This window comes from Cognatundibacterium aquatile, from assembly GCF_014699135.1.
GTDB lineage: Bacteria > Pseudomonadota > Gammaproteobacteria > Burkholderiales > Burkholderiaceae_D > Undibacterium > Undibacterium aquatile.
This window is the reverse complement of the sequence record NZ_JACOFT010000001.1, coordinates 366,863-387,016: the sequence shown is the minus strand read 5'-3', so window position 1 is coordinate 387,016 and position 20,154 is coordinate 366,863. Positions and strand designations below refer to the sequence as shown.

Sequence of the window (20,154 nt, the reverse complement as noted above, 5' to 3'; positions counted from 1 at the left end):
TCCCCTATTCGACTGTGACACTTTTTGCTAAATTTCTTGGCTTATCAACGTCGGTGCCGCGAGCAAGGGCGGTGTGGTAGGCGAGTAATTGTAGTGGCACGACGTGCAGGATAGCGGATAGTTGTCCGTAATGTTCAGGCAGGCGAATCACATGCACACCTTCGCTGGAGGTGATGTGCGAATCGGCATCGGCGAATACAAACAGCTCGCCGCCACGGGCGCGAACTTCCTGCAGATTGGATTTGAGTTTTTCAATCAGTGCGTCATTCGGTGCCACAGTTACCACTGGCATTTCTTTAGTCACCAGCGCCAGCGGGCCGTGTTTCAACTCACCTGCGGGATACGCTTCTGCATGAATATAAGAAATTTCCTTGAGCTTGAGCGCACCTTCAAGCGCGATTGGGTAATGCAAGCCACGACCGAGGAAAAGGGCGTTTTCTTTGGCGGCGAATTCTTCAGACCAAGCAATGATTTGCGGTTCCAGCGCAAGTACGGCACTGACAGCCAATGGCAAGTGGCGCAGCGCTTTAATATGTTCGGCCTCATCCGCGTCACTGAGCCGGCCTTTGCTTTGTGCAAGTGTCAGCGTCAGTAAAAACAACGCTACTAGTTGGGTAGTAAATGCTTTAGTCGATGCCACGCCGACTTCAATACCGGCGCGTGTGATATACGACAAAACACACTCTCTGACCATCGCGCTGGTGGAGACATTGCAGATCGTCAGCGTGTGCTGCATCCCCAGCGAACGGGCATGTTTTAAGGCAGCCAATGTATCTGCCGTTTCACCACTCTGCGAGATAGTGACGACCAGCGAATTGGGATTCGGCACGCTGTCGCGGTAACGGTATTCGCTGGCGATTTCTACATTGACCGGAATTTTTGCAATCGACTCCAGCCAGTATTTTGCGGTAAGCCCAGCGTAATAGCTGGTGCCGCAAGCGAGTATCAGTACCGAATCAATTTGCTTGAAAACGCCGTAGGCTTTATCGCCAAATAACTCAGGCATGATGCTGGTGACGCCTTCGAGTGTGTCACCGATGGCACGTGGCTGTTCGAATATTTCTTTTTGCATGTAATGACGATACGGGTCGAGTTCAGCCGCACCGCTGTGCGCATGAACGGTACGCACTTCGCGTTCCGCCGCTTTGCCATGCACGTCGACAATCCAGCAGCGTTGCAATTGCAGATCAACGACGTCGCCCTCTTCCAGATAAATGATCTGGTCGGTTGTTCCTGCCAGCGCCATTGCATCTGAGGCGAGAAAATTCTCACCTTTGCCGACGCCAACGATTAACGGCGAACCCTGACGTGCACCGATCACGCGATGCGGCTCGTCCCGGCAAAATACCGCAATCGCATAAGCACCCGTCAAGCGTTTCACTGCTTGCTGCACTGTCTCAAATAAATCGCCCTGATATAAATGATCAACCAGATGGGCAATGACTTCGGTATCGGTCTGGCTTTCAAAAACGTAGCCGAGCGCTTTTAATTCGGTGCGTAATTCTTCATGATTTTCGATGATGCCGTTATGCACGAGCGCAATCCGATCGCGTGAAAAATGTGGGTGGGCATTGGCGGAAGAAGGCACTCCGTGGGTCGCCCAGCGCGTATGCGCGATGCCGGTAAAGCCGGATAAGCCACTCTGCTCCACCTGCGCCTGTAATTCGGCAACACGGGATGTGCTGCGTGAGCGCTGCAACTGGCCATTGACATGCAAGGCAATGCCGCAGGAGTCATAACCACGGTATTCGAGACGCTTGAGCCCTTCAAGCAGGATAGGCGTGATGTTACGCTGAGCAACTGCACCGACGATACCGCACATAATGACCTCGTGAATCAGGAAATAAGAATGCGTCTATGCTAATGTAGTTTCAATGAATAATTATTTCAAAATTAAATAGATTATGAAATTTAGTTATGCCACTATTTAATTATGACTATTTATTTCAAAAATTAAATAAATTAACTTATTTATTTCAAACATGACGATATTAGATGAGCTCGACAAACGTATTTTGCAGCAACTGCAGCGAGATGCTTCGCTGACCAATCAAGAACTGGCCGAACGGGTACACGCGTCCGCACCGACCTGCATGCGGCGGGTAAAGCGTCTGATTGAAGAAGGTGTGATCGCGCGTCAGGTAGCGATTCTGGCGCCGGAAAAAGTAGGAGCGGGATTAACTGCGATTGTCGAAATAACGCTGGATCATCAGGCAACAGAAAGACTGATCGAGTTTGAACAGAGGGTCGCTCTCGAGCCCGCCGTACAACAATGCTACCGGGTGTCACCGGGGCCGGATTTTATTCTTATCATTCAAGTCGCTGACATGACCGCATATCATGCGCTGGCGCATCAGTTGTTTGCGACCCAGAGCAATATCAGAAACGTCAGAAGTTTCTTTTCAATTCTGCGCAGTAAATTTGAAACCAGAATTGCAATCTAGTCAGGAATCTGACCTGATGAGCGTAAAGTATCGCGTGGACGGACACTATCTTTCAGAAATTCTTTTTTGTAATAACGCTGAAAGCCTTTCCAGATCAAACCATCACCTGCAGCACGCTCAAAAATTTCCTGTAGCGCCTGCACATCCGCAGTGCTTAATGATTTTTTAGAAAAATAGACGCCACTTTCACCCCAGTTCAACTCTTGCAGCGGCTGATATTGCAATTTATCTTCGAGATCAGTAACGCGTTCATCAATCTGTACCGAACCGGCAAAAATCGATGGCGCCATCAGCGTGTAATCGGCCGCACCGGACTTCAACAGACGAGCAACCGAGACCGGATCAGCTTCGAAGCGGAGCCGGTTCCGCTTCTGTAATTCCTTAAGAAACGCCTGATACTTTTCTCCGTAATCAAAACCCCGTACTACCGCTATTTTTGCCGCTTTCTGCTCCAGTAGTTCCTTGAAATTTTTTACAGGAATACTTTGCTCCTGAACAGAAATCAGCATCGCCCGATTAGAAATGAGTGGGATAAAAAAACCCAGCTTATCGCGCCTGGACGTACGCGTTGCCGGTATAAGAATATCCGCATAACCATTTTCAAACATCATTTCGAGCCGGGCACGCGGCACAATTGAAAGTTCAAAATTACATTTTTCTTTTACAGATAAATCACTCAGTATTTCAGGATACACCCCAGAAATATTTTCTCCGCTGACGATAACACTTAAACCTGTCGCCGCCAGGGGAACCTTCATAGTACGAGAACAATTGTCATATGCTGCAGAAGTGCCGGCAAAAATAATCGTTAAACAAAAACACACTGTCTTGTGCAGAATTCGCATAGAAGAGCCTGTGGAAAAGCGGGATAAATATCCGAATACGAAGCTATTTTTTGTGACGTGAAATGAAAACTATAGTGCTGGATTTTGCAAAGAATAACAAGGAAAACAAAACCAAAAAATATTGTATCAATTGATTAATATAGCCTTAATTACATTATCTTTCGTTTATCTCCGGCTTTAATCTTTTTCACACAGCGTGCTCAGTTTATCCAGCGATGAAATCCGGATAGAGCGATACCCGAGCCGGATCAATCCTGCTTGCTCAAAAAATTTCAATTCCTTGGAAAGGCTCTGGCGACTCATTCCCAGCATCATTGCCAGCGATTCCTGCGATACCGGAATATCCATTTTTTCTGACTCGCCTTGTTCTTTCTCGCTATTCGCCAGCAATACCAGGCGTCTCGCGACCCGCGCTCTGGCTGAACGTAAATGCGCATCTTCAACGATGCCGTACAACAAACGAATACGTTTCGCCAGCATCTGCGCAACGGCCAGGGCAAAGTCTGCGCCTTGCATCAGATGATCAAAACAGGCCGGGGTCATCATCAACACTTCAGCACGCCCAATCGCCGTTGCATCATGCGTTCTCGGTTTGCCATCAATCAGGGAAATTTCACCGAACCACGTGCCAGGCTCAAGAATGGTCAGTATCGCCTCGCACCCATCTTCACTCAAGGTCGACATTTTCAGCTTGCCGCCCAGCAAAGCATAAAAACCGGCTGGCGGATCGCCCTGACGGAACAACATTTCACCAGGTTGCAGATAATGTTTTTCGCTGCAATCCAGCATTTCCTTGCGGGTCGCTGCGGGTAATGCCGCAAACCAGTCATCACCGACAAGTGAACTGAGTACAGAAGATGGTGGCATAAGCTGGATTCGTGGATAGTGGGCGCTGGATCGATACGGGTAATTGTAAAATATTTGACAGTTTGCTGCCGGGTGCGCCTGTATGGTGAGAGTACAAAAATTAAACAGGAGACAAAAATGCCTCATCGCGCTCATTTCCAGCGTATGGAAGACAGTACGCAACAAGACTGGCAACTGATAGCCGGCGAATTTATGCAATTCACGCAAAAATTACCTGATCGCGTCATCCAGCATCTGCAGTTACTCGAAGGTGATTACGGCGGCTTCCCGATTGATCGTTACACCCACTCATTACAAACCGCCACCCGCGCGATGCGCGATGGCCGTGATGAGGAATATATCTGTTGTGCTTTGTTGCATGACATCGGCGACACGCTTGGTAGTTTTAATCACCCGGATATCGCTGCGGCAATCCTGAAGCCGTTTGTCAGCGAAGAAAACCTATGGATGGTGCAACATCACGGCATCTTTCAGGGGCATTATTTCTTTCACCATCTGGGTATGGACAGGGATATGCGTGAACAATTCCGCGACCACCCACACTTTGAACGCACCGCGGAATTCTGCGCGCTGTATGACAACCCGTCGTTCGATCCGCACGCAGAAACTTTTCCGATGATTGAATTTGAACCCATGCTGAAGCGCTTGCTGGCACAGCCCAAAAATACGATTTACAAAGCCGCAGTTACACCTAAACACCAATAAAAATGAACAGGAGACACCATGCAAATACCTTCCCTCAAAGATAAAGTCAGCCCCGAAGAATGGCAGTTACGGGTCGATCTGGCCGCCTGCTATCGCCTCGTCGCCGCTTACGGCTGGAGCGATCTGGTGTTCACTCACATCAGCGCGCGTATACCTGGGCCGGAGCATCATTTTCTGATCAACCCTTATGGGCTGATGTTCGATGAAATCACCGCATCCTCGCTGGTGAAAGTCGATCAGCAATGCAATAAGGTGATCGACTCACCTTTCCCTGTGAATCCCGCCGGTTTTGTAATTCACAGCGCGGTACATGCCGCGCGCGAAGACGTGCAATGCGTACTGCATACCCATACCAAAGCGGGTGTTGCGGTCAGCGCCCAGCGCTGCGGTATTTTGCCGCTTTCTCAGCAATCGACATTTGTACTCGCTTCGCTCGCGTATCACGATTACGAAGGCGTGGCTTTCCGCGACGATGAAAAGCCACGTCTGCAAGCGGACATGGGAAATGCGAATTTCCTGGTGCTGCGCAATCACGGTTTGCTCACTGTGGGTAAAAGTATTGCCGACGCATTTTTGTCGATGTACACGTTTGAAGCCACTTGCCAGATACAACTGGCGGCGCAGGCTGGCGGCGAACTGATTCATGTCAACCCGCAAATCGTGCAAGGTGTTGCGGAATCGATGCGGGTACAAACCGGTGGCCTTGGCGGCGCATTCGTCTGGCCATCACTGATACGCAAGCTCAACCGCATGGATGAAAGTTATCAGTCATGAGCGGACAAAATAAAGTCATCATCATTACCGGTGCGTCTGATGGCATCGGTGCAGAAATTGCGAGGCAACTGGCGAAATCCGGCGGCAGCCAGACCTCACTGGTACTTGCTGCGCGTAATGAAGGAGCATTGAAAAAAGTAGCCGCAGAGTGCCAGACCTATGGCAGCGTCTGTCTGGTCGTCAAAACCGATGTCGGCGTCGAAAGTGAGTGTCGCCAACTAATCACGAAAGCAGCAGAAACCTTTGGTCATATTGATGCGCTCATCAACAATGCAGGTAAATCCGCGCAAGCCTTATTCAGTGAAGTCGCTGATCTTGCCTGGTATCAGGAATTAATGCGGATTAATTTCTGGGGCAGCGTTTGGTGTACCCATGCGGCACTACCTTACCTGAAGCAATCACGCGGGCATATCGTTGCGGTGTCCTCGCTTGCCGGACTCATCGGCGTTCCGGGTCGCACCGCGTACAGCGCCAGTAAATTCGCGATGAACGGCTTTTTTGAAAGTCTGCGCAGCGAAGTCAAAGAAGCGGGCATCAAAATCACGCTCGCCTATCCCGGTGTAGTGGCCACCCGTATACGCTATCACGGCTACAACGCGGCCGGAAATGCAGCAGGCAGCAGCGGCCTGAAAGAAGACGATGCGATGTCGATAGAGGAATGCGCACACCTGATCATTCAGGGCATGGAGCATGGCAAGCGCGAAGTCGTCATGACAGGCAAAGGAAAACTCGGTCGCTGGCTGAAACTGATCGCTCCCGGTCTGGTGGAAAAGCTGGCCATGGCGGCACTGAAAAAAGAAGTACGTCCGCCGCAATGAATTAGCTTTCAACCGTCTCGCGACACCATAAAAAGTGCCGGACAATATTCCGGCATTTTTTATTCTGAAACTGATTTCTGCATCTGTTTTCTACGTCTGTCAGACAGCACAGATTACATAGAAAACTGCCACTGAAAAAAGAAAAAACTCAGCAAACCGACGACGATCGTCAGTAATTGTCTGCGGCTCAGCACGCAAACAATAACGGCAATCAGCGATGCCAGTAATTGCGGATTCCACCAATGCAGCTCCAGCCCGTTGCCATGCGGCGCCAGTATCATCGGCGTGATAATTGCCGTCAACACGGTTACCGGTACAAAGCTCAGTGCCAGATTCAGCCATGGTGGAAAAACCAGCCTGTCGCCAAGAATAAAAAACAGGGCTTTAATCAGCACCGTCACCAGCGCCATACCGCCTATCATCAGCACGTAATTCATACTGCCGCCTTCGTTCTGGCAGCGAAGCGTGTCAAGGCCATGCCGACCGCGACACCGATCATTACCGCGCTCAGTAAGCCCAGCTTATACGGCAAGCCCTGCAACAGATAAGCGCAACTACCGGCGGCAAGTGCGGCGGAAAATTGTGGAAACCGGTTGAGCTGCGGCACGATAATCGCAATGAAGGTTGCCACCATTGCATAGTCCAGACCCAGCGTCTGCAAAGCAGGAAACAAGGTGCCGAACAGTAAACCAACCATCGTCCACAGCTGCCAGTTCGCATACATCGCCAGACCGGAACCGAGAAAATACCAGTGCGAATAGCGGCGTTCTTCGCTGCTCAATGCTTGCTGATGGTAACCGGCAACGACGGCGAATGTTTCGTCGGTCAGCAAAAAGCCCAGACACCAGCGCCAGCGGGCAGATAAATGAGCAACATGCGGCAGCAACGTTGCGGCATACAGCATGTGGCGCAGATTGACGATGAATGTCGTCAACCAGATCACCAACATACCGGTATGACTAGCCACCAGGCCGGTTGCAATGAACTGACTTGATCCGGCAAACACCGACATCGACATCAGTTGCCCATGCCACGGCAGCATAGGGCTGGTGGAAATCAGCGCGCCAAAGATCATGCCAAACGGCGCGGCACCGATCAGCATCGGTATCGTGTCACGCGCACCGCGCATCAGGCTGCGGCGCTTCTGGTCGCGTATATCGGGTAAATCAAGCTGCATATCAGACATCGTCATGCTTACTCCTTTGCGACGAAGTATACATGGTGAGTGCAACTTTCCTGCTTGGAATACGGTGAAATAAGGTCAAATGCACTCGACATCAATGTCGTCAATATCAGCAACGCAGGCAGAAATTCTAAGGAATAAAAAAACCAGCCTGTTATCTGGCTGGCTTCAGGCTGGCTGCTTATTCAACTCTTGCGCGACTCTTGCGCGAATCTTGCGGCGCAGGCGCGGCTTATTTCTTTTGCTTGACCGGCCGCTGCCAGTTTTCTATCGTGATTTGTTTCGCTCTTGAGACGGTCAGCTTTCCTTCCGGCGCATCTTTCGTCAGCGTGGTACCGGCACCCAGCGTTGCACCTTTGCCTACGCGCACCGGCGCCACCAGTTGTGTGTCGCTGCCGATGAAGGCATCGTCTTCGATAATCGTGCGGAATTTATTCGCGCCATCGTAATTACAAGTAATCGTACCCGCACCGATATTCACGCGGCTGCCAACGGTCGCATCACCGACATACGCCAGATGATTGGCTTTGCTGTGCGCCGCGATCTGGCTGTTTTTGATTTCCACGAAATTCCCCACATGCACGTCTTCTGCCAGCTCAGTCCCCGGGCGCAAGCGCGCATACGGGCCGATCTGCGATTGCGCACCCACTTTAGATTCTTCGATGTGGCAAAACGCCTTAATCGTTGCACCAGCGCCGATATGCGCGTCTTTGATCACGCAATTGGCGGCAATCGTTACGCCATCTTCGAGTGTGACATTGCCCTCAAACACACAACCAACATCAATGCTGACGTCGCGCCCACAGACCAGCTTGCCACGCACATCAATACGTGCCGGATCAAGCAGGGTTACTCCTTGTTCCAGCAATTGCCGTGCGATATTCGCCTGATGCACACGTTCGAGTTCAGCCAGTTGCACTTTGCTGTTCACGCCCAGGGTTTCCCAGATCGCATCGGGATGCGCTGATACCACCGCCACACCATCCGCCACCGCACGGGCAACGATATCGGTCAGATAGTATTCGCCCTGCGCATTATTATTCGACAAAGTCGCCAGCCATTCTTTTAACTTGACGGTCGGAACGATCATGATGCCGGTATTAATTTCAGTGATCTGACGCTCGGCTTCGGTCGCATCCTTTTGTTCAACGATACGACGGATCTCACCGTTTTCACGGACAATACGCCCCAGCCCGGTCGGATCGCTCATTTCCGCGGTCAGTATCGCCAGTTTGTCGTTGCCAGCAACGCTGATCAGACGTTGCAGACTGGCGGCTGTCGTCAGCGGCACATCGCCATATAACACCAGCGTAGGCTGACTATCATCGAGCACAGGGATTGCCTGCGCCACCGCATGACCGGTGCCGAGTTGCGGCTCTTGTCTGGCAAAACGCAAATCGTCGGCAGCGACCGCCGTCAATACCTGATCACCGCCGTGACCGTATATAACGCAGATAGACGCGGCGTTCAGGCTGCGCGCGGTATCGATCACATGCTTCAGCAAAGGCTTTCCGGCCACAGAGTGCAATACTTTAGGCAAGGACGATTGCATGCGTTTGCCCATACCGGCAGCGAGAATAACGACGTTCATAAGTAAGCGTGTTTGAAAAAAGGTGAATGAAGAAATCGCGTCAGAGACGCACTAAAGAGATGAAATTTTAACATGCGCATGATCCCCGCATTCCTTGAAAACGGGCGATACCGGCAAACAGACAGGCTGAATTAATCCGCTGCGGACTACGCACGGCGCTATGATGTCGGTTATCGACGCTCATTACTTTGCACTTATGTCTGCTGACTATCTTTCCGCCGAACAGTATTTCATTGCAGCCAATCAGGCGATGGCGTCAGGTGAACTAACACAGGCAGAGCATTTATTTCAAGAAGCGCTGCAAGCTGATCCTGCTTGTGCCGAAGCGATGGCGAATCTCGCTTATCTGAAAACGCAGCTCAGACAATACGATCTCGCTGACCAATACTACCGACAGGCGCTCAGTTTATTGCCGGAGAATGTACAGATCCATCTGAACTATGGCGCTTTGCTGATGTTGCAGTATCGCTTTGATGAAGCCGAAAAACACTACCGGCAAGCCTTACAGATCGCACCGGCATCAGCGGCGGCCTGGTCAAATCTCGGCGTGCTGCTAGCCAGCACGCAGCGCGAAGCCGAGGCCGAAGAATGTTATCGCAACGCATTGCTATGCGATCCGGCGTATCAAAAAGCCAGTTTCAATCTGAGTTATATCCTGCTGAAACAAGGGCGTTATGAAGAAGGCTGGCAAAGGCTGGAAGCGCGTGCGCAGGATGCGGTACTGAATACGTATTTTCATTTTCCGCGCTGGCAAGGCGAGGCGCTCAGTGGCAAGCGCATACTGATTGCCTATGAAGGCGGTTTTGGCGACATGATGCAATTCTGCCGCTATGCCAGTCTGCTCAAAGCAGCCGGTGCGTCGAGTGTCAGTCTGGTTTGCCACCCACCGCTGACGCGCTTGATGCGCAGTCTGCACGATATAGACGAGATTTATTCTTATGAGGATGACGTGCCTCACAGCGGCTGGGATTACTGGGTGCTGCCTATGAGCCTGCCTTTTTTGTGTCAGACCCGTTTGCATAATATTCCCGCCAGTCTGCCGTATCTTTATGCCGATCCGACACGCTCAGTGTCATTACCCGGGCTTGCACCTGATGCTCGTTTGCGTGTCGGCCTGGTGTGGCAGGGAAATCATTTATTCGATAACGATGCGGCGCGTTCCATCGTCACGCCGGAACTATTGCATCCACTGTCTGTGGTCAGCGACGTGCAATTCATCAGCCTGCAAAAAGGCGCAACAAATGAGCAACTCCGCGCGTTGCAGGCGCAACTGCATGTCGTTGATGCAGCGCCTTTACTGCATGATTTTGCTGATACGGCGGCGCTGATACAGCAGCTTGATCTGGTCATCAGCGTCGATACTGCGATGGCTCATCTGACAGCGGCAATGGCGAAACCATGCTGGGTGCTGCTGCCGTATTATCAGCCAGACTGGCGCTGGCTCAGCAAGCGCACTGACAGCCCGTGGTATCCGGAAGTGATGCGCTTATTCCGCCAGCCAGCGATGCATGACTGGGCGTCTGTGATTGCTGAAGTTGTTACTGCGCTCAACAGCTTACAAAAACAAAACCCAGCGTGATGCGATCAGCGCCGGGTTTTGTTTGTGGTCTGAAAAAAATCAGACTTTTTTCAGATAACAGGCTTTCAGCATATAGCTGCCGCTGTCGGTTTTGCAATCGACTTCATGGTCGCCGCCAACGATGCGTATGCTCTTGATTTTGGTTCCCATTTTCAGTGTTGTGGAAGAACCTTTCACTTTCAGATCCTTGATCACCACCACGGCATCGCCATCAGACAAGACATTACCGTTTGAATCTTTGACGATACGTTCATCATTATCATCGGCGCTGGCTGCGGCCACCATAGGCCATTCGTGACCACAATCGGCACACACATAGTTTTCGCCGTCAGGGTAAGTATTTTCCATGCCACATTGTGGGCAGGCAGGTAAGCTGGACATAATTTCTTTCAACAATTGCGGATAAGTGTCCGTATTATATCCGATCAACCCCGTAAAATCGGCGTTATTGAGGTACAACAATCTCCCGCACCGAAGGATAAGCGAAGTCCACATCATGAAAACCATCGGTACGGAACGTCGTTTCCCAGCCACCCCAGTTCACCAGTTTGCTGTACTGCCCCGTGCGTTTTCCTTCTACATCAATGTATTCGCTGAATAAGCGCCAGTTGTTTTTTGGCAGGCCAGTGCTGAGATCGAAAGGGTCGGTATCAAGATACAAGCGATGAATCACGCGCTGAGTATCGTGCGGGTCATTCCAGCTGATCAGCTTCATGCCTATCCAGACATTCTCCTGCAAAGCAGCGGTAAACTCGGGTTTGAGTGTCACGTAATCGTAGCGCGGATGCCGCAGCTCTTTACCGAAACGCGTTACGCTGCCGTGTCCCTCAGGTGATAAAGTCAGCATGACACAGGAAGCCGCATCCGGATTTTTATCGCTATGTGCGCCACCTCTGATTTTCAGCGAAATCTGCGCGCGTGCCGGATCAAGGATCTGATGCACCCGCATAAAGATCGTCATTTCCTGATTTTTTAATTCTGCGGGATGACTCAAAAAACCGCGCTGGTTTTTCCAGTTAAATTTTTGCTGACCGCCGCTGGCGTAAATGTGCAAACGGCTGCTCCAGCCCTCGCCGCCACTGGCGTAACTGAGCGGGTGCGAAGCCAGATTCCAGAATTCGAGCACACCATCCTTGCCTGCGGTCGCTTTGGTTTTCTTCTCAATCACGAAACCGCGTGTGCTGTTGGGATTATGTTTGCCAAGTCGGAACTGCGCGCCCGGTGCTGACGGGTAAAACATCAGCACATGATCATCATCAAACAAATCGGCAATCGACGGAACCTGCGCCCCATCCGGCTTTTTATCTTCGGCCTGAATCGCCAACGGCAAAGCAAACGTCGCCGCCAGTAATAGAGAAAGAGAGCGACGGCGATAGTGTTGAAGCGGATGAAGCAGAGACATGTCTTTTCCTTGTGTCGATGATGCCGGTACTGCGACAAAATATATCAGCGGCGTCTGCCTTGTTTTGGCCAATATTGAAACGCTTCTTCATGAACCTCGATATCGACTTCCATCACCCGCGCCTGCAAACGTTCCTGCACATCAGCGACGGCTTTGTTATACACCAGCGGGCCGATTTCTTCGAGAAAAAAACTCAGCAGACCATCCGCTTCCAGACCGCTGACAGGTTCGGGAAAATTTTCGCGGCAATAGCGTTCTATTGAGGCAATCGCTTCTTTGCGCGATTCTTTAGCAATCTCGATAGTCATGGCAGAAAAAGAAAGAATAAAGGCAGGCAGCATACTATGCGGCCTGCCTTACAATCAACAGCGGAGGATATCAGCGTCACACCCATATCCAACCACTCAAGCTATTTAACGGCACCTGTCTGCGCCTGTCGGCGTTGTACCGTCTCGACAATCACGAGTTCAGTTTTCCTGACTTCCTCAATCGCGTCTTCCAGTGAAATTCCGGCACCACGACGCAGCGCCGAGGCGGCCGACATCGTATTTCCCGCCAGCAGATATTCAATCACATCCTGCAACACCGCGTCTGGCATTTCACGCTGAAACAAATGAGCGACTTTCTCTTTAAAGAAGGCAAAACGCGGCGGCGTCAGCGCATAACGTTTCGACGCCATCGTGCCTGTCAGACCTGAGGGCATCTCATTTGCTTCAACAACCGGTTCTGCTACCGCATCTGCTTTCGTGCTCTCAGCAACCGCTGCAGGAGCGACTGGCGCGGGCACTGGTGCAGGTGCAAAGACACGTAATAAATCGTTTTCTAATTTAGCGACCAGATCGTCTGCCGACTCATAAAAACGCACATCCTGCGTCTGGCTGAGGTGCGACTTCAATTCACTAAGATACAGCGCAGGTGTCCCGGTATCCACATGTTTAGGCAATACCAGATGCTCATCTTCATCAATAATATAAATCAGTATCGGCAGGCCAGCCGCCAACGCTGCTTCGTATTCGAGCTGCACCAGCGATTTGCCGCTTGCTGTATCCACGTTGCCATAGACCATGCCGAACACGCCCACATACGCGGACGCCTGACGCACCAAGCGCAGCCGCTCAGCAAGACCGGTTTCCGGCGCTGCCAGCACAACTCTCAACGCAGGCGAACCTGATTTCGCCTGTGACAACGCGTCAGCTATTTTATTTCTGTGTAACGCCAGGTCAAACGGCGTCGAGCTGATAAACAGAGATGCGCTCATACAATTTCTCACGAAAAAATTAATCCACAACGAAGGCAGACCATTGCATATAAAAATGGTCGGTAACAGCCTCTCCACCGAAACCGACACCGGCACTTGATACTAGCACGAAGGGAGAAGTGGATGAAGACAGTCCGGTTGAATTCCGCTTGTAACAGCGACGGTGCAACAGACATCTGGCACCACATCCAGCGCAGTCAAACTGTCTCAGATACGCGCCGAAATCAGAAATTACCCAGAAATTTCAATGAATTGGGGGAGTATGTGTATTTTTGTGCCTGATGTCCTTATAAACAAAGGCTGTTAAAAAATACTCCCCCCAGTATTTTTGGGGTCAAAAACATGCCTGACCAGGCTGGCTGGGTGGCTGGCTGGCCTCATGCTGCTGCCGTCTGCTGGTTTGAGTAACAAAATTGATCATGGCAAAAACACCAAAGTGCGATCTCACAGCATAGAGCTTGGATCTGCCCGCGGTTGTCTGACAAGCCGCGTAATGCAATCAATTCTGGCCAGGCTGCACGTTTATAGCGTACATTGAGTCACGCAATTGAATCACGCAAAATTCCAGCCACATTCCCTGTCTGTCCCGGGTTCATGCCTTGCCACGCAGTATTCACCCTGAAAGACACCCGTGATTGCCCTTGCACCGTACACATCCTCTTCAACGCCAGACCAGCTCAACGATACTGTTCATGCCAGCCTCTGTGACAATCTGGCGCAACACGGCTGGTCGCAGCACAACCTCTTTTTAACGCCAGCGCTGGCGCTGACACTGGCGACAGAATGTGTGGCATTACGACACAACGATCATTTGCATTCCGCGCGGGTGGGGCGTGGTGACTCGCCGACACTGCAAACGACGATACGCAGTGATCAGATCGCGTGGTTGCAAGCCGGACAATCCGTCGCCTGCGATGCCTATCTGCTGCTGATGGAACAACTGCGCATGTTGCTGAATCAGAAACTGTATTTAGGGTTGGAAGAATACGAAAGCCATTTTTCTTGTTATCAGCCCGGCGCTTCGTACAGCAAACACCTCGACCGCTTTCATGACGACGACGCACGTACTATTTCCGTGGTCATTTATCTTAATGAAGACTGGCAAGCAGAACATGGTGGCGCGTTGCGCCTGCATCCACAAAATTTACCGATACAAGATATCTCGCCCATCGCTTGCCGCATGGTCGTTTTTCTATCCGCAGAAATGCTGCACGAAGTGTTACCTACCACCCGCAACCGCATGTCGCTGACCGGATGGTTCCGGCGGCGTGACTGATGTTGGATAGACAGATTTTATGTTTTCCACCTGCATGGTTGCTTGCTTATTGTTTCTGAGCTGATAGCAATCGAGAGCACATCACTCAAACGACAACCGGACAGGAAAATCCATGACACAGGCTTTCCCTCCGCATTTTGCTGGTTTAAAACGTATCAGGTACAAGAGATTTGCCGCGAATCTGGTCATTTCCGGGCTAGGCGACTGCAAAAGCTTAACTTCTTGAACCGCTCCCTCGGCATCCACGGTCGCGAACATGCTAAGTTGTCCCCGGTCATACAACTTATTATTTACTTCCCGCAACGGATCATAGATAATCTGCAGGCCTTTCAGCGGGAACGGAGGTTCATCACCCTCTGCAATATGCTCATACAAAGAATTCAGTTGTGCTCTGTCGGCTGCGGCTAGCTTCTCAAACGGCAAATTCATCGCGATCTTAGAACCAGTGACCTGGTCACGCCGGATATTAGAACCTGTACGCACCTCATCTTTAATAGAGTATTGAGGTTTCACTTCCTGCGCCAATCCAAGAGAAGAGGCCAGTAGCATAGGCAACAGCGCAAAGATTGCGTGTCTGGAATTGTGGCTCATATGAATTCTGATTAGTCTAAAGTATTAAATTATAACTATTATCAGAATGAAAATATGAGCGCATGGTGTTTTTTCATGCATTTACTACAACCTATGCGGCAGTAAAATGCGTCGGTATATCAATGTTCAGCGCAACATTGAATAAGAAAGCACGGAAGCGAACGCCTTACCCAAAAGGCCTCCGATCAGACTTCCGGCAATCAAACTGCCACTGAAGGCTGCGGCAATCCCAAGCGCTAAGCCAACAGGAACAATACCTGTCCCCCATCCCACAGCCGATCCCGCGATATCGCCCAAGGCACCGCCAAGATTGCCGCCGACCACCAATGCAAAAAAAGCTGATGGTAATAAAATTATCAATGCTCCTATGACTGCCCCCGCCATTACAAAATGGGGTGGAGAGAATAACTGAGGCCAAACAAGAACGAGTGACTTGCAGGCCATATAAGCACACAAGCCACCACCAACGATACCCAGCGCTGTCGCCAACATCATGATGTTTTCCATATCTGCTTCCTTCCTTTTTTACTTTACATATGTAAAAACCCAAGCCGCTCAATTGTTCTGGCTGTTCGCAGCAACTGCCGCTTTTAGTAACTCGTCCTCGATATTGCAGCCTGGTACTGCCTCAGTCTTATCCACGACGAGCGACCAATCAGCATCCATAGCTAATTGTCGTCTGGCCGCGAGGAAGTAGCGAGTACATGGCTCAACCTTCAATGCAAACGACTTCTGTACACCGTTTCTCGCACCAGAACCTGGTGCAGCCTCGAACACGATAGAGCGTGATCCCGGAGATATCTGAATCGGCTTGCTGGGGCCAGCGAACTGAATACTGCCATCAACTGAAACGATGCGCACGGGGTAAAGCGTAAAATCTGTCAGAGTTTGCGGCGTTCCCTGGATAAAAGAAAGTGGAGCAGAAACGCAAGCGGCCAAATTAGTCACTGCGACAACTACTAACGGCAGTAACCCTGTATGAAAATGTCTGCTCATGTGATTCTTCCAATGACTAAAATATCGTTTGTCGGACACAGTAAAAAGTCAATTAATCAAGACAACTCTTTGTCATTTCCCCACGTCCGCCATGATCTTGTCGATTCAGATCATTTACAAAGAATGCATTCCCAGTTAATTCTGAGTAAGGATTTTAAAAGAAAAAAATGAAATTTCGTCGCATACAGAAATAGGCGTCACGCCGACGATGGGATCGAACAACTTCAAAATTGCCTCACTAAAATATAAAAAAATTAATATTACATTTTTTAAGCTACAGGCCACTTTTTTTAATTCACGACGAAAAATGTTAGTCATTCTTTTTCAGAGAACGAACACCGTTACCGATAGCAAGTAACTGGCGTTCAATTTCTTTGCAAAAAGCGAAGGCATCAAATGCCGGGGTGAAACGTGAGGCAACGGTGGCGCACTGCGCCCGCACGGTGTCAGAAGTGCATAGATGTTGCAGGCTATGCGCCAAGCGGCGAGGTCGTAAGTGTTTCGCAGGAATCACCTGACCAACGCCGATCGCGGCAATGCGGGCACCGTTATCAAACTGATCCCAGGCAAACGGAACAACGAGTTGCGGGATACCTGCGCGCAGCGCTTCAGCGGTAGTGCCAATGCCGCCATGATGTACAAGTGCGGCGACATGCGGCAACAACGCCTTCAGCGGCACATACGGCTGCCAGATGACAGAGGCAGGCAGCTTCGATGGTATTTGTGCCTGCTCGCGCGTCAGAAAAATCGCACGCCGACCAGCGCTTTGTGTCGCCGCCAGTGCATGTTTGAAAAAATTCACCGCATGGAGATTGCCCGTGCCCGGTGTGAACACTACCGGTTTTTCACCTGCAGCGAGAAAGGCCGATAAATCCGACGACAAAGCATCTTGTTTGCTGCTTTCAAATAATTGGAAATCGCCGTCAAGCAAGGGACGCGGCCAATCAGGCATCGTTGGCGCAAACCACGACGGAAAAAGCGTTACCGCCAGATCCGGCGTCTGACTGATATGCGTCAGAAAAGAATCAACTGCTGGCAAACCCAAAGGCAGACGCACCGCATTGATGTGACCCAATGCAACCGGGTCTACCCATTTCTTTTCAACCAGATGCCAGAGCGCACGTCGCCAGCTCATCGGAACCCAGCGTGGCACAGAGACATCACCGATATGCAGCGGGTCGTGGCAAGTCCGCAAATTCGACGGCGCCAGATAAGCAGCAGCCACTGACGTCACCAAACCCAACTCACGGGCGATGATGGCGCCGGGAACTGCGAATGGATGAGCGATCACCATTTTCGGTGCGTTGGTGGAAATCGATCGTATGCTGGCGATAGTCTGTTGCAAACCTTCGCCATAATTCGCCATCAATGCCGCAAGACCTTTGCGCGGATTCCAGATGTCCGGATTACGGAGAATACGCAGAAATTCCTCATCTGTGCCAACGCCGATAAACGCCAGCCCCGCATCCCGCACCATGTTCTCATAATAAGAATGGCTGACGAAGGTCACCTGCCGCCCAAGCGATTGCAAGGTTTGCGCAATGCGCATCATCGGATGCAGATCACCGTTGGTGCCCACAGTGATGACGATGTAGTGTGGCGTGGTTTCAGACACAGCGGCAGACTTTCAGGTAAATGCCGACAAACAGCAAACGATTTTTTACGGCACAAACAGCACTCTTTTGCCGTACACGGAAAATGAATACATCAGACAGCGCCTGACTGGTTCACGACTGTCGCGTTATCAATGAAGCTTAGTGAACGAAATAGCCAGTAACGCGCCAGGTGCCGTCTTTGTCTTTCATCGGCGTCACAACCTCAATGGCCCCATTCTTATTCTCGAATGTGGTTTCAAATTGCACGGTCACATACTCGCCCTCTGGTGCACCTTGAATATTTTTTTTGTAATCAGCCGATTTGACTTTGCGAAATTTCGCCGCCCCCAAAGGGCTACGGATACCTTGTATCGCATCAAGCCACTTCGATTTCTCGACCATGCCCTTAAACACGCTCCCTGCCTGATCCCAACTCGCGGCGTAATCACCGCCATCGACCAACTCAAGCCACTGCGTTGCTGCTGTCTGAGCCAGAGCAACGCTATCGGTCTTCTGCGCATACACCGACGACAAGGACAACATGCCGACAGCAAAAGCGGCAACAGTAATGAATTTCATAAAGACTCCTGAGATTGATAAAAACGATCTGACGTGTGCTAGTGTGTGCTGATCAGTTTCCTGAGGTGACACCAATTTCTTCCCATCTTGGCAGTTGGTATTTACGGCGCCCGATTGCGTAATAGCTTGCCATAAAAAAACCAAAGCAACACTCGCCAATTGCCTCACCAGCCTGACACAAGCACGCTTCTTGTACTTTGTACTCCTGATAAACGAAAACATCCATTCCAATATCAGTTCAGATGGCAGTTCTCAAAAATAGTTCGAGACTTCGATCAGATTTTGATCGGGATCGTGGAAATACACAAACAAGATCGGTCCCGTTGCATCCTTTCTCCGTATCAGCCGCTCGGTTACTTTCACGTCGGCAGCATCAAGTTCGTTGAATCAGGGAAAATTCATCCATTGCAACGGCTTGCCTTTGGCATCGGTCACCGTGGTCATTTCTTTGAAAATTCTGGCTTGAATACTATCCGGTAAACGAACCATATCGACGGTACGCACCAAATGATCACCGTTCATGAAACTCCAGGTAAAAAACTTTAATGCCGCAATCGATTTTTCTACATTGGTGGCAGTCTTCTGAAGAATCACGAAGGTGCCCATAGAGATAGGCCAGCTATTCAAACCCGGTTTATCGGTCAGCATTTCCTCAAATCGCCCATTGGATTTCCAGCCGCTGTTATTCATACTGGCGGCAAACGCTTCAGCGGAAGGCGAGACAAATTTACCGTCGCGATTTTTCAGAATCGCGTAGCTCAGATTATCCTGAAGGACGTAGTTGTAATCAATAAAACTAATGGCATACGGAGTACTTTTTACCGCTGCAGAAACACCGCTGCTACCCTTAACCTGAATCAGCTCGGCATGCCATTTGATCGTAAAATCTTTGCCGTATTTACTTTGCCATTCGGCATTCACTTTGGACAGGTAATCAGTGAAGTTATAGGTGGTGCCGGAACCTTCCTGACGCACGATTACCTCGATGATTTTCTTGGGAAGTTTTAAATCAGGGTTCAACGCAACGATAGCAGGATCGTTCCATTGCGATATTTTGCGTGCAAAAATGTCGGCCAGTAAATCACCGGTCAACTTCAATTTTCCGGTCGGAATACCAGGTAGATTCACCACCGGTACAACACCGGAAATCGCAGATGGAAACTGTATCAGATCATCACGTTTTAAATCTGCAACACTCATCGCCACATCGCTGCCAGCAAAATCAACGGTCTTCGCTTTGATTTGCTTAATACCAGCAGAAGAACCAACCGCCTGATAGGCCAATCCAATTTTCATTTTTTTGTTATACGCATCGGCCCATTTCGCATATAAAGGCGCGGCTGCTGAAGACCCGGCACCGCTAATGGCATTTTCGGCTAAGGCTGATAGGTGGACAGATAAAATGAGGCAAAGCGATAACAATTTGAACATGATGCTTATTTGAAGATGAAGTTGGGGAATCTTGTAACTCGTGGCGACTCACAGCTGGCGGCTGGCAGTGCTGACTGCCGTCGGTATGTAGTTGATCAGTACAGTGCTACCGGATTTTCATGATGCCGCCTTCTTATCCAGCTATCTGTAGCTGATGCGGCGAACGCTGACCCAGTGTTGAGTGATGAGGGGTTAGATTATAAAGCAGTTCAAACATCAG

23 protein-coding genes are annotated in these 20,154 nt (G+C 50.4%); 6 read left to right on the top strand and 17 right to left on the bottom strand.

The window, feature by feature from the left end; all coding sequences use genetic code 11:
- Positions 1-4: 4 nt before the first annotated feature.
- Positions 5-1,822, bottom strand: a complete 1,818-nt coding sequence (gene glmS / locus H8K26_RS01750) for a glutamine--fructose-6-phosphate transaminase (isomerizing) (protein WP_190476935.1) — start codon at positions 1,820-1,822, stop codon at positions 5-7.
- A gap of 160 nt (positions 1,823-1,982) precedes the next feature.
- Here glmS and H8K26_RS01745 point away from each other — a divergent pair, with 160 nt between their 5' ends.
- Complete coding sequence (locus H8K26_RS01745) at positions 1,983-2,444, top strand: Lrp/AsnC family transcriptional regulator (RefSeq protein ID WP_190476932.1); 462 nt, start codon at positions 1,983-1,985, stop codon at positions 2,442-2,444.
- Here the strand turns inward: H8K26_RS01745 and H8K26_RS01740 are convergent.
- A complete protein-coding gene (locus tag H8K26_RS01740; protein WP_190476930.1) occupies positions 2,441-3,202 on the bottom strand; it encodes a substrate-binding periplasmic protein in 762 nt (253 codons plus the stop codon). The two genes, H8K26_RS01745 and H8K26_RS01740, sit on opposite strands and share 4 nt — an antisense overlap.
- Positions 3,203-3,466: 264 nt before the next feature.
- Positions 3,467-4,156 carry a Crp/Fnr family transcriptional regulator gene (locus H8K26_RS01735; protein WP_190476928.1) on the bottom strand — a complete coding sequence of 230 codons (690 nt, stop codon included), beginning with the start codon at positions 4,154-4,156 and terminating at the stop codon, positions 3,467-3,469.
- Between the two features lie 117 nt (positions 4,157-4,273).
- On the opposite strand from H8K26_RS01735, the gene H8K26_RS01730 reads away from it, so the two are divergent.
- The 3 genes from H8K26_RS01730 to H8K26_RS01720 are packed head-to-tail and all read left to right on the top strand — an operon-like array spanning position 4,274 to position 6,453.
- Positions 4,274-4,861: an HD domain-containing protein gene (locus H8K26_RS01730; RefSeq protein ID WP_190476927.1), complete on the top strand. Its 588-nt coding sequence runs from the start codon at positions 4,274-4,276 to the stop codon at positions 4,859-4,861.
- An 18-nt stretch (positions 4,862-4,879) separates the two neighbouring features.
- Complete coding sequence (locus tag H8K26_RS01725) at positions 4,880-5,635, top strand: class II aldolase/adducin family protein (protein ID WP_186883895.1); 756 nt, start codon at positions 4,880-4,882, stop codon at positions 5,633-5,635.
- Positions 5,632-6,453 (top strand): SDR family oxidoreductase, encoded by an 822-nt coding sequence (locus H8K26_RS01720; protein ID WP_190476925.1) that lies wholly within the window; start codon positions 5,632-5,634, stop codon positions 6,451-6,453. Before H8K26_RS01725 ends, H8K26_RS01720 begins: the two co-directional genes overlap by 4 nt.
- Before the next feature lie 113 nt (positions 6,454-6,566).
- On the opposite strand, the gene H8K26_RS01715 is transcribed toward H8K26_RS01720, so the two are convergent.
- The 3 genes from H8K26_RS01715 to glmU all read right to left on the bottom strand — a co-directional run bounded on the left by H8K26_RS01715 (position 6,567) and on the right by glmU (position 9,227).
- Entirely contained in the window at positions 6,567-6,890 is a 324-nt protein-coding gene (locus tag H8K26_RS01715; protein ID WP_190476923.1) for an AzlD domain-containing protein, read from the bottom strand.
- Positions 6,887-7,630, bottom strand: coding sequence for an AzlC family ABC transporter permease (locus H8K26_RS01710; protein ID WP_190477603.1), 744 nt, complete (start codon positions 7,628-7,630; stop codon positions 6,887-6,889). Before H8K26_RS01710 ends, H8K26_RS01715 begins: the two co-directional genes overlap by 4 nt.
- A 238-nt stretch (positions 7,631-7,868) precedes the next feature.
- Entirely contained in the window at positions 7,869-9,227 is a 1,359-nt protein-coding gene (gene glmU, locus H8K26_RS01705; protein ID WP_190476921.1) for a bifunctional UDP-N-acetylglucosamine diphosphorylase/glucosamine-1-phosphate N-acetyltransferase GlmU, read from the bottom strand.
- Positions 9,228-9,387: 160 nt separating this feature from the next.
- On the opposite strand from glmU, the gene H8K26_RS01700 reads away from it, so the two are divergent.
- Entirely contained in the window at positions 9,388-10,806 is a 1,419-nt protein-coding gene (locus H8K26_RS01700; protein WP_223826783.1) for a tetratricopeptide repeat protein, read from the top strand.
- 39 nt (positions 10,807-10,845) lie between these two features.
- On the opposite strand, the gene H8K26_RS01695 is transcribed toward H8K26_RS01700, so the two are convergent.
- From H8K26_RS01695 to H8K26_RS01680, 4 genes are all read right to left on the bottom strand, one after another.
- The gene (locus H8K26_RS01695; protein ID WP_186883899.1) at positions 10,846-11,187 is read right to left on the bottom strand and encodes a zinc ribbon domain-containing protein YjdM; all 342 of its coding nucleotides are present in this window, start codon (positions 11,185-11,187) and stop codon (positions 10,846-10,848) included.
- 64 nt (positions 11,188-11,251) lie between these two features.
- The gene (locus H8K26_RS01690; protein ID WP_190476920.1) at positions 11,252-12,208 is read right to left on the bottom strand and encodes a hypothetical protein; all 957 of its coding nucleotides are present in this window, start codon (positions 12,206-12,208) and stop codon (positions 11,252-11,254) included.
- A gap of 44 nt (positions 12,209-12,252) precedes the next feature.
- A complete protein-coding gene (locus tag H8K26_RS01685; protein ID WP_190477599.1) occupies positions 12,253-12,516 on the bottom strand; it encodes a DUF2164 domain-containing protein in 264 nt (87 codons plus the stop codon).
- A 101-nt stretch (positions 12,517-12,617) separates the two neighbouring features.
- Complete coding sequence (locus H8K26_RS01680; protein WP_190476918.1) at positions 12,618-13,466, bottom strand: DUF4062 domain-containing protein; 849 nt, start codon at positions 13,464-13,466, stop codon at positions 12,618-12,620.
- 631 nt (positions 13,467-14,097) lie between these two features.
- Here H8K26_RS01680 and H8K26_RS01675 point away from each other — a divergent pair.
- Positions 14,098-14,742, top strand: a complete 645-nt coding sequence (locus H8K26_RS01675) for a 2OG-Fe(II) oxygenase (protein WP_317889229.1) — start codon at positions 14,098-14,100, stop codon at positions 14,740-14,742.
- Between the two features lie 81 nt (positions 14,743-14,823).
- On the opposite strand, the gene H8K26_RS01670 is transcribed toward H8K26_RS01675, so the two are convergent.
- From H8K26_RS01670 to pstS, 7 genes are all read right to left on the bottom strand, one after another.
- Complete coding sequence (locus H8K26_RS01670; protein ID WP_190476916.1) at positions 14,824-15,333, bottom strand: energy transducer TonB; 510 nt, start codon at positions 15,331-15,333, stop codon at positions 14,824-14,826.
- A gap of 126 nt (positions 15,334-15,459) precedes the next feature.
- Positions 15,460-15,840 (bottom strand): hypothetical protein, encoded by a 381-nt coding sequence (locus H8K26_RS01665; RefSeq protein ID WP_190476914.1) that lies wholly within the window; start codon positions 15,838-15,840, stop codon positions 15,460-15,462.
- Between the two features lie 48 nt (positions 15,841-15,888).
- The gene (locus H8K26_RS01660; protein ID WP_190476912.1) at positions 15,889-16,194 is read right to left on the bottom strand and encodes a hypothetical protein; all 306 of its coding nucleotides are present in this window, start codon (positions 16,192-16,194) and stop codon (positions 15,889-15,891) included.
- 445 nt (positions 16,195-16,639) lie between these two features.
- Positions 16,640-17,944 (bottom strand): glycosyltransferase, encoded by a 1,305-nt coding sequence (locus H8K26_RS17910; protein ID WP_190476910.1) that lies wholly within the window; start codon positions 17,942-17,944, stop codon positions 16,640-16,642.
- Positions 17,945-18,083: 139 nt separating this feature from the next.
- Positions 18,084-18,503 carry a DUF4019 domain-containing protein gene (locus tag H8K26_RS01650; protein ID WP_190476908.1) on the bottom strand — a complete coding sequence of 140 codons (420 nt, stop codon included), beginning with the start codon at positions 18,501-18,503 and terminating at the stop codon, positions 18,084-18,086.
- A 52-nt stretch (positions 18,504-18,555) separates the two neighbouring features.
- Positions 18,556-18,729 (bottom strand): DUF6404 family protein, encoded by a 174-nt coding sequence (locus tag H8K26_RS18005; protein WP_223826782.1) that lies wholly within the window; start codon positions 18,727-18,729, stop codon positions 18,556-18,558.
- Between the two features lie 161 nt (positions 18,730-18,890).
- On the bottom strand, positions 18,891-19,934 hold the full coding sequence (gene pstS, locus H8K26_RS01645; protein WP_190476907.1) for a phosphate ABC transporter substrate-binding protein PstS: 1,044 nt from the start codon (positions 19,932-19,934) through the stop codon (positions 18,891-18,893).
- Between the last annotated feature and the right edge of the window lie 220 nt (positions 19,935-20,154).

Bases quoted from the DNA above. Each gene is read 5' to 3' on its own strand.
- glmS (WP_190476935.1), bottom strand. From the start codon at position 1,822: ATGTGCGGTATCGTCGGTGCAGTTGCTCAGCGTAACATCACGCCTATC.
- H8K26_RS01745 (WP_190476932.1), top strand. From the start codon at position 1,983: ATGACGATATTAGATGAGCTCGACAAACGTATTTTGCAGCAACTGCAG.
- H8K26_RS01740 (WP_190476930.1), bottom strand. From the start codon at position 3,202: ATGAAGGTTCCCCTGGCGGCGACAGGTTTAAGTGTTATCGTCAGCGGA.
- H8K26_RS01735 (WP_190476928.1), bottom strand. From the start codon at position 4,156: ATGCCACCATCTTCTGTACTCAGTTCACTTGTCGGTGATGACTGGTTT.
- H8K26_RS01730 (WP_190476927.1), top strand. From the start codon at position 4,274: ATGCCTCATCGCGCTCATTTCCAGCGTATGGAAGACAGTACGCAACAA.
- H8K26_RS01725 (WP_186883895.1), top strand. From the start codon at position 4,880: ATGCAAATACCTTCCCTCAAAGATAAAGTCAGCCCCGAAGAATGGCAG.
- H8K26_RS01720 (WP_190476925.1), top strand. From the start codon at position 5,632: ATGAGCGGACAAAATAAAGTCATCATCATTACCGGTGCGTCTGATGGC.
- H8K26_RS01715 (WP_190476923.1), bottom strand. From the start codon at position 6,890: ATGAATTACGTGCTGATGATAGGCGGTATGGCGCTGGTGACGGTGCTG.
- H8K26_RS01710 (WP_190477603.1), bottom strand. From the start codon at position 7,630: ATGCAGCTTGATTTACCCGATATACGCGACCAGAAGCGCCGCAGCCTG.
- glmU (WP_190476921.1), bottom strand. From the start codon at position 9,227: ATGAACGTCGTTATTCTCGCTGCCGGTATGGGCAAACGCATGCAATCG.
- H8K26_RS01700 (WP_223826783.1), top strand. From the start codon at position 9,388: ATGATGTCGGTTATCGACGCTCATTACTTTGCACTTATGTCTGCTGAC.
- H8K26_RS01695 (WP_186883899.1), bottom strand. From the start codon at position 11,187: ATGTCCAGCTTACCTGCCTGCCCACAATGTGGCATGGAAAATACTTAC.
- H8K26_RS01690 (WP_190476920.1), bottom strand. From the start codon at position 12,208: ATGTCTCTGCTTCATCCGCTTCAACACTATCGCCGTCGCTCTCTTTCT.
- H8K26_RS01685 (WP_190477599.1), bottom strand. From the start codon at position 12,516: ATGACTATCGAGATTGCTAAAGAATCGCGCAAAGAAGCGATTGCCTCA.
- H8K26_RS01680 (WP_190476918.1), bottom strand. From the start codon at position 13,466: ATGAGCGCATCTCTGTTTATCAGCTCGACGCCGTTTGACCTGGCGTTA.
- H8K26_RS01670 (WP_190476916.1), bottom strand. From the start codon at position 15,333: ATGAGCCACAATTCCAGACACGCAATCTTTGCGCTGTTGCCTATGCTA.
- H8K26_RS01665 (WP_190476914.1), bottom strand. From the start codon at position 15,840: ATGGAAAACATCATGATGTTGGCGACAGCGCTGGGTATCGTTGGTGGT.
- H8K26_RS01650 (WP_190476908.1), bottom strand. From the start codon at position 18,503: ATGAAATTCATTACTGTTGCCGCTTTTGCTGTCGGCATGTTGTCCTTG.
- H8K26_RS18005 (WP_223826782.1), bottom strand. From the start codon at position 18,729: ATGGATGTTTTCGTTTATCAGGAGTACAAAGTACAAGAAGCGTGCTTG.
- pstS (WP_190476907.1), bottom strand. From the start codon at position 19,934: ATGTTCAAATTGTTATCGCTTTGCCTCATTTTATCTGTCCACCTATCA.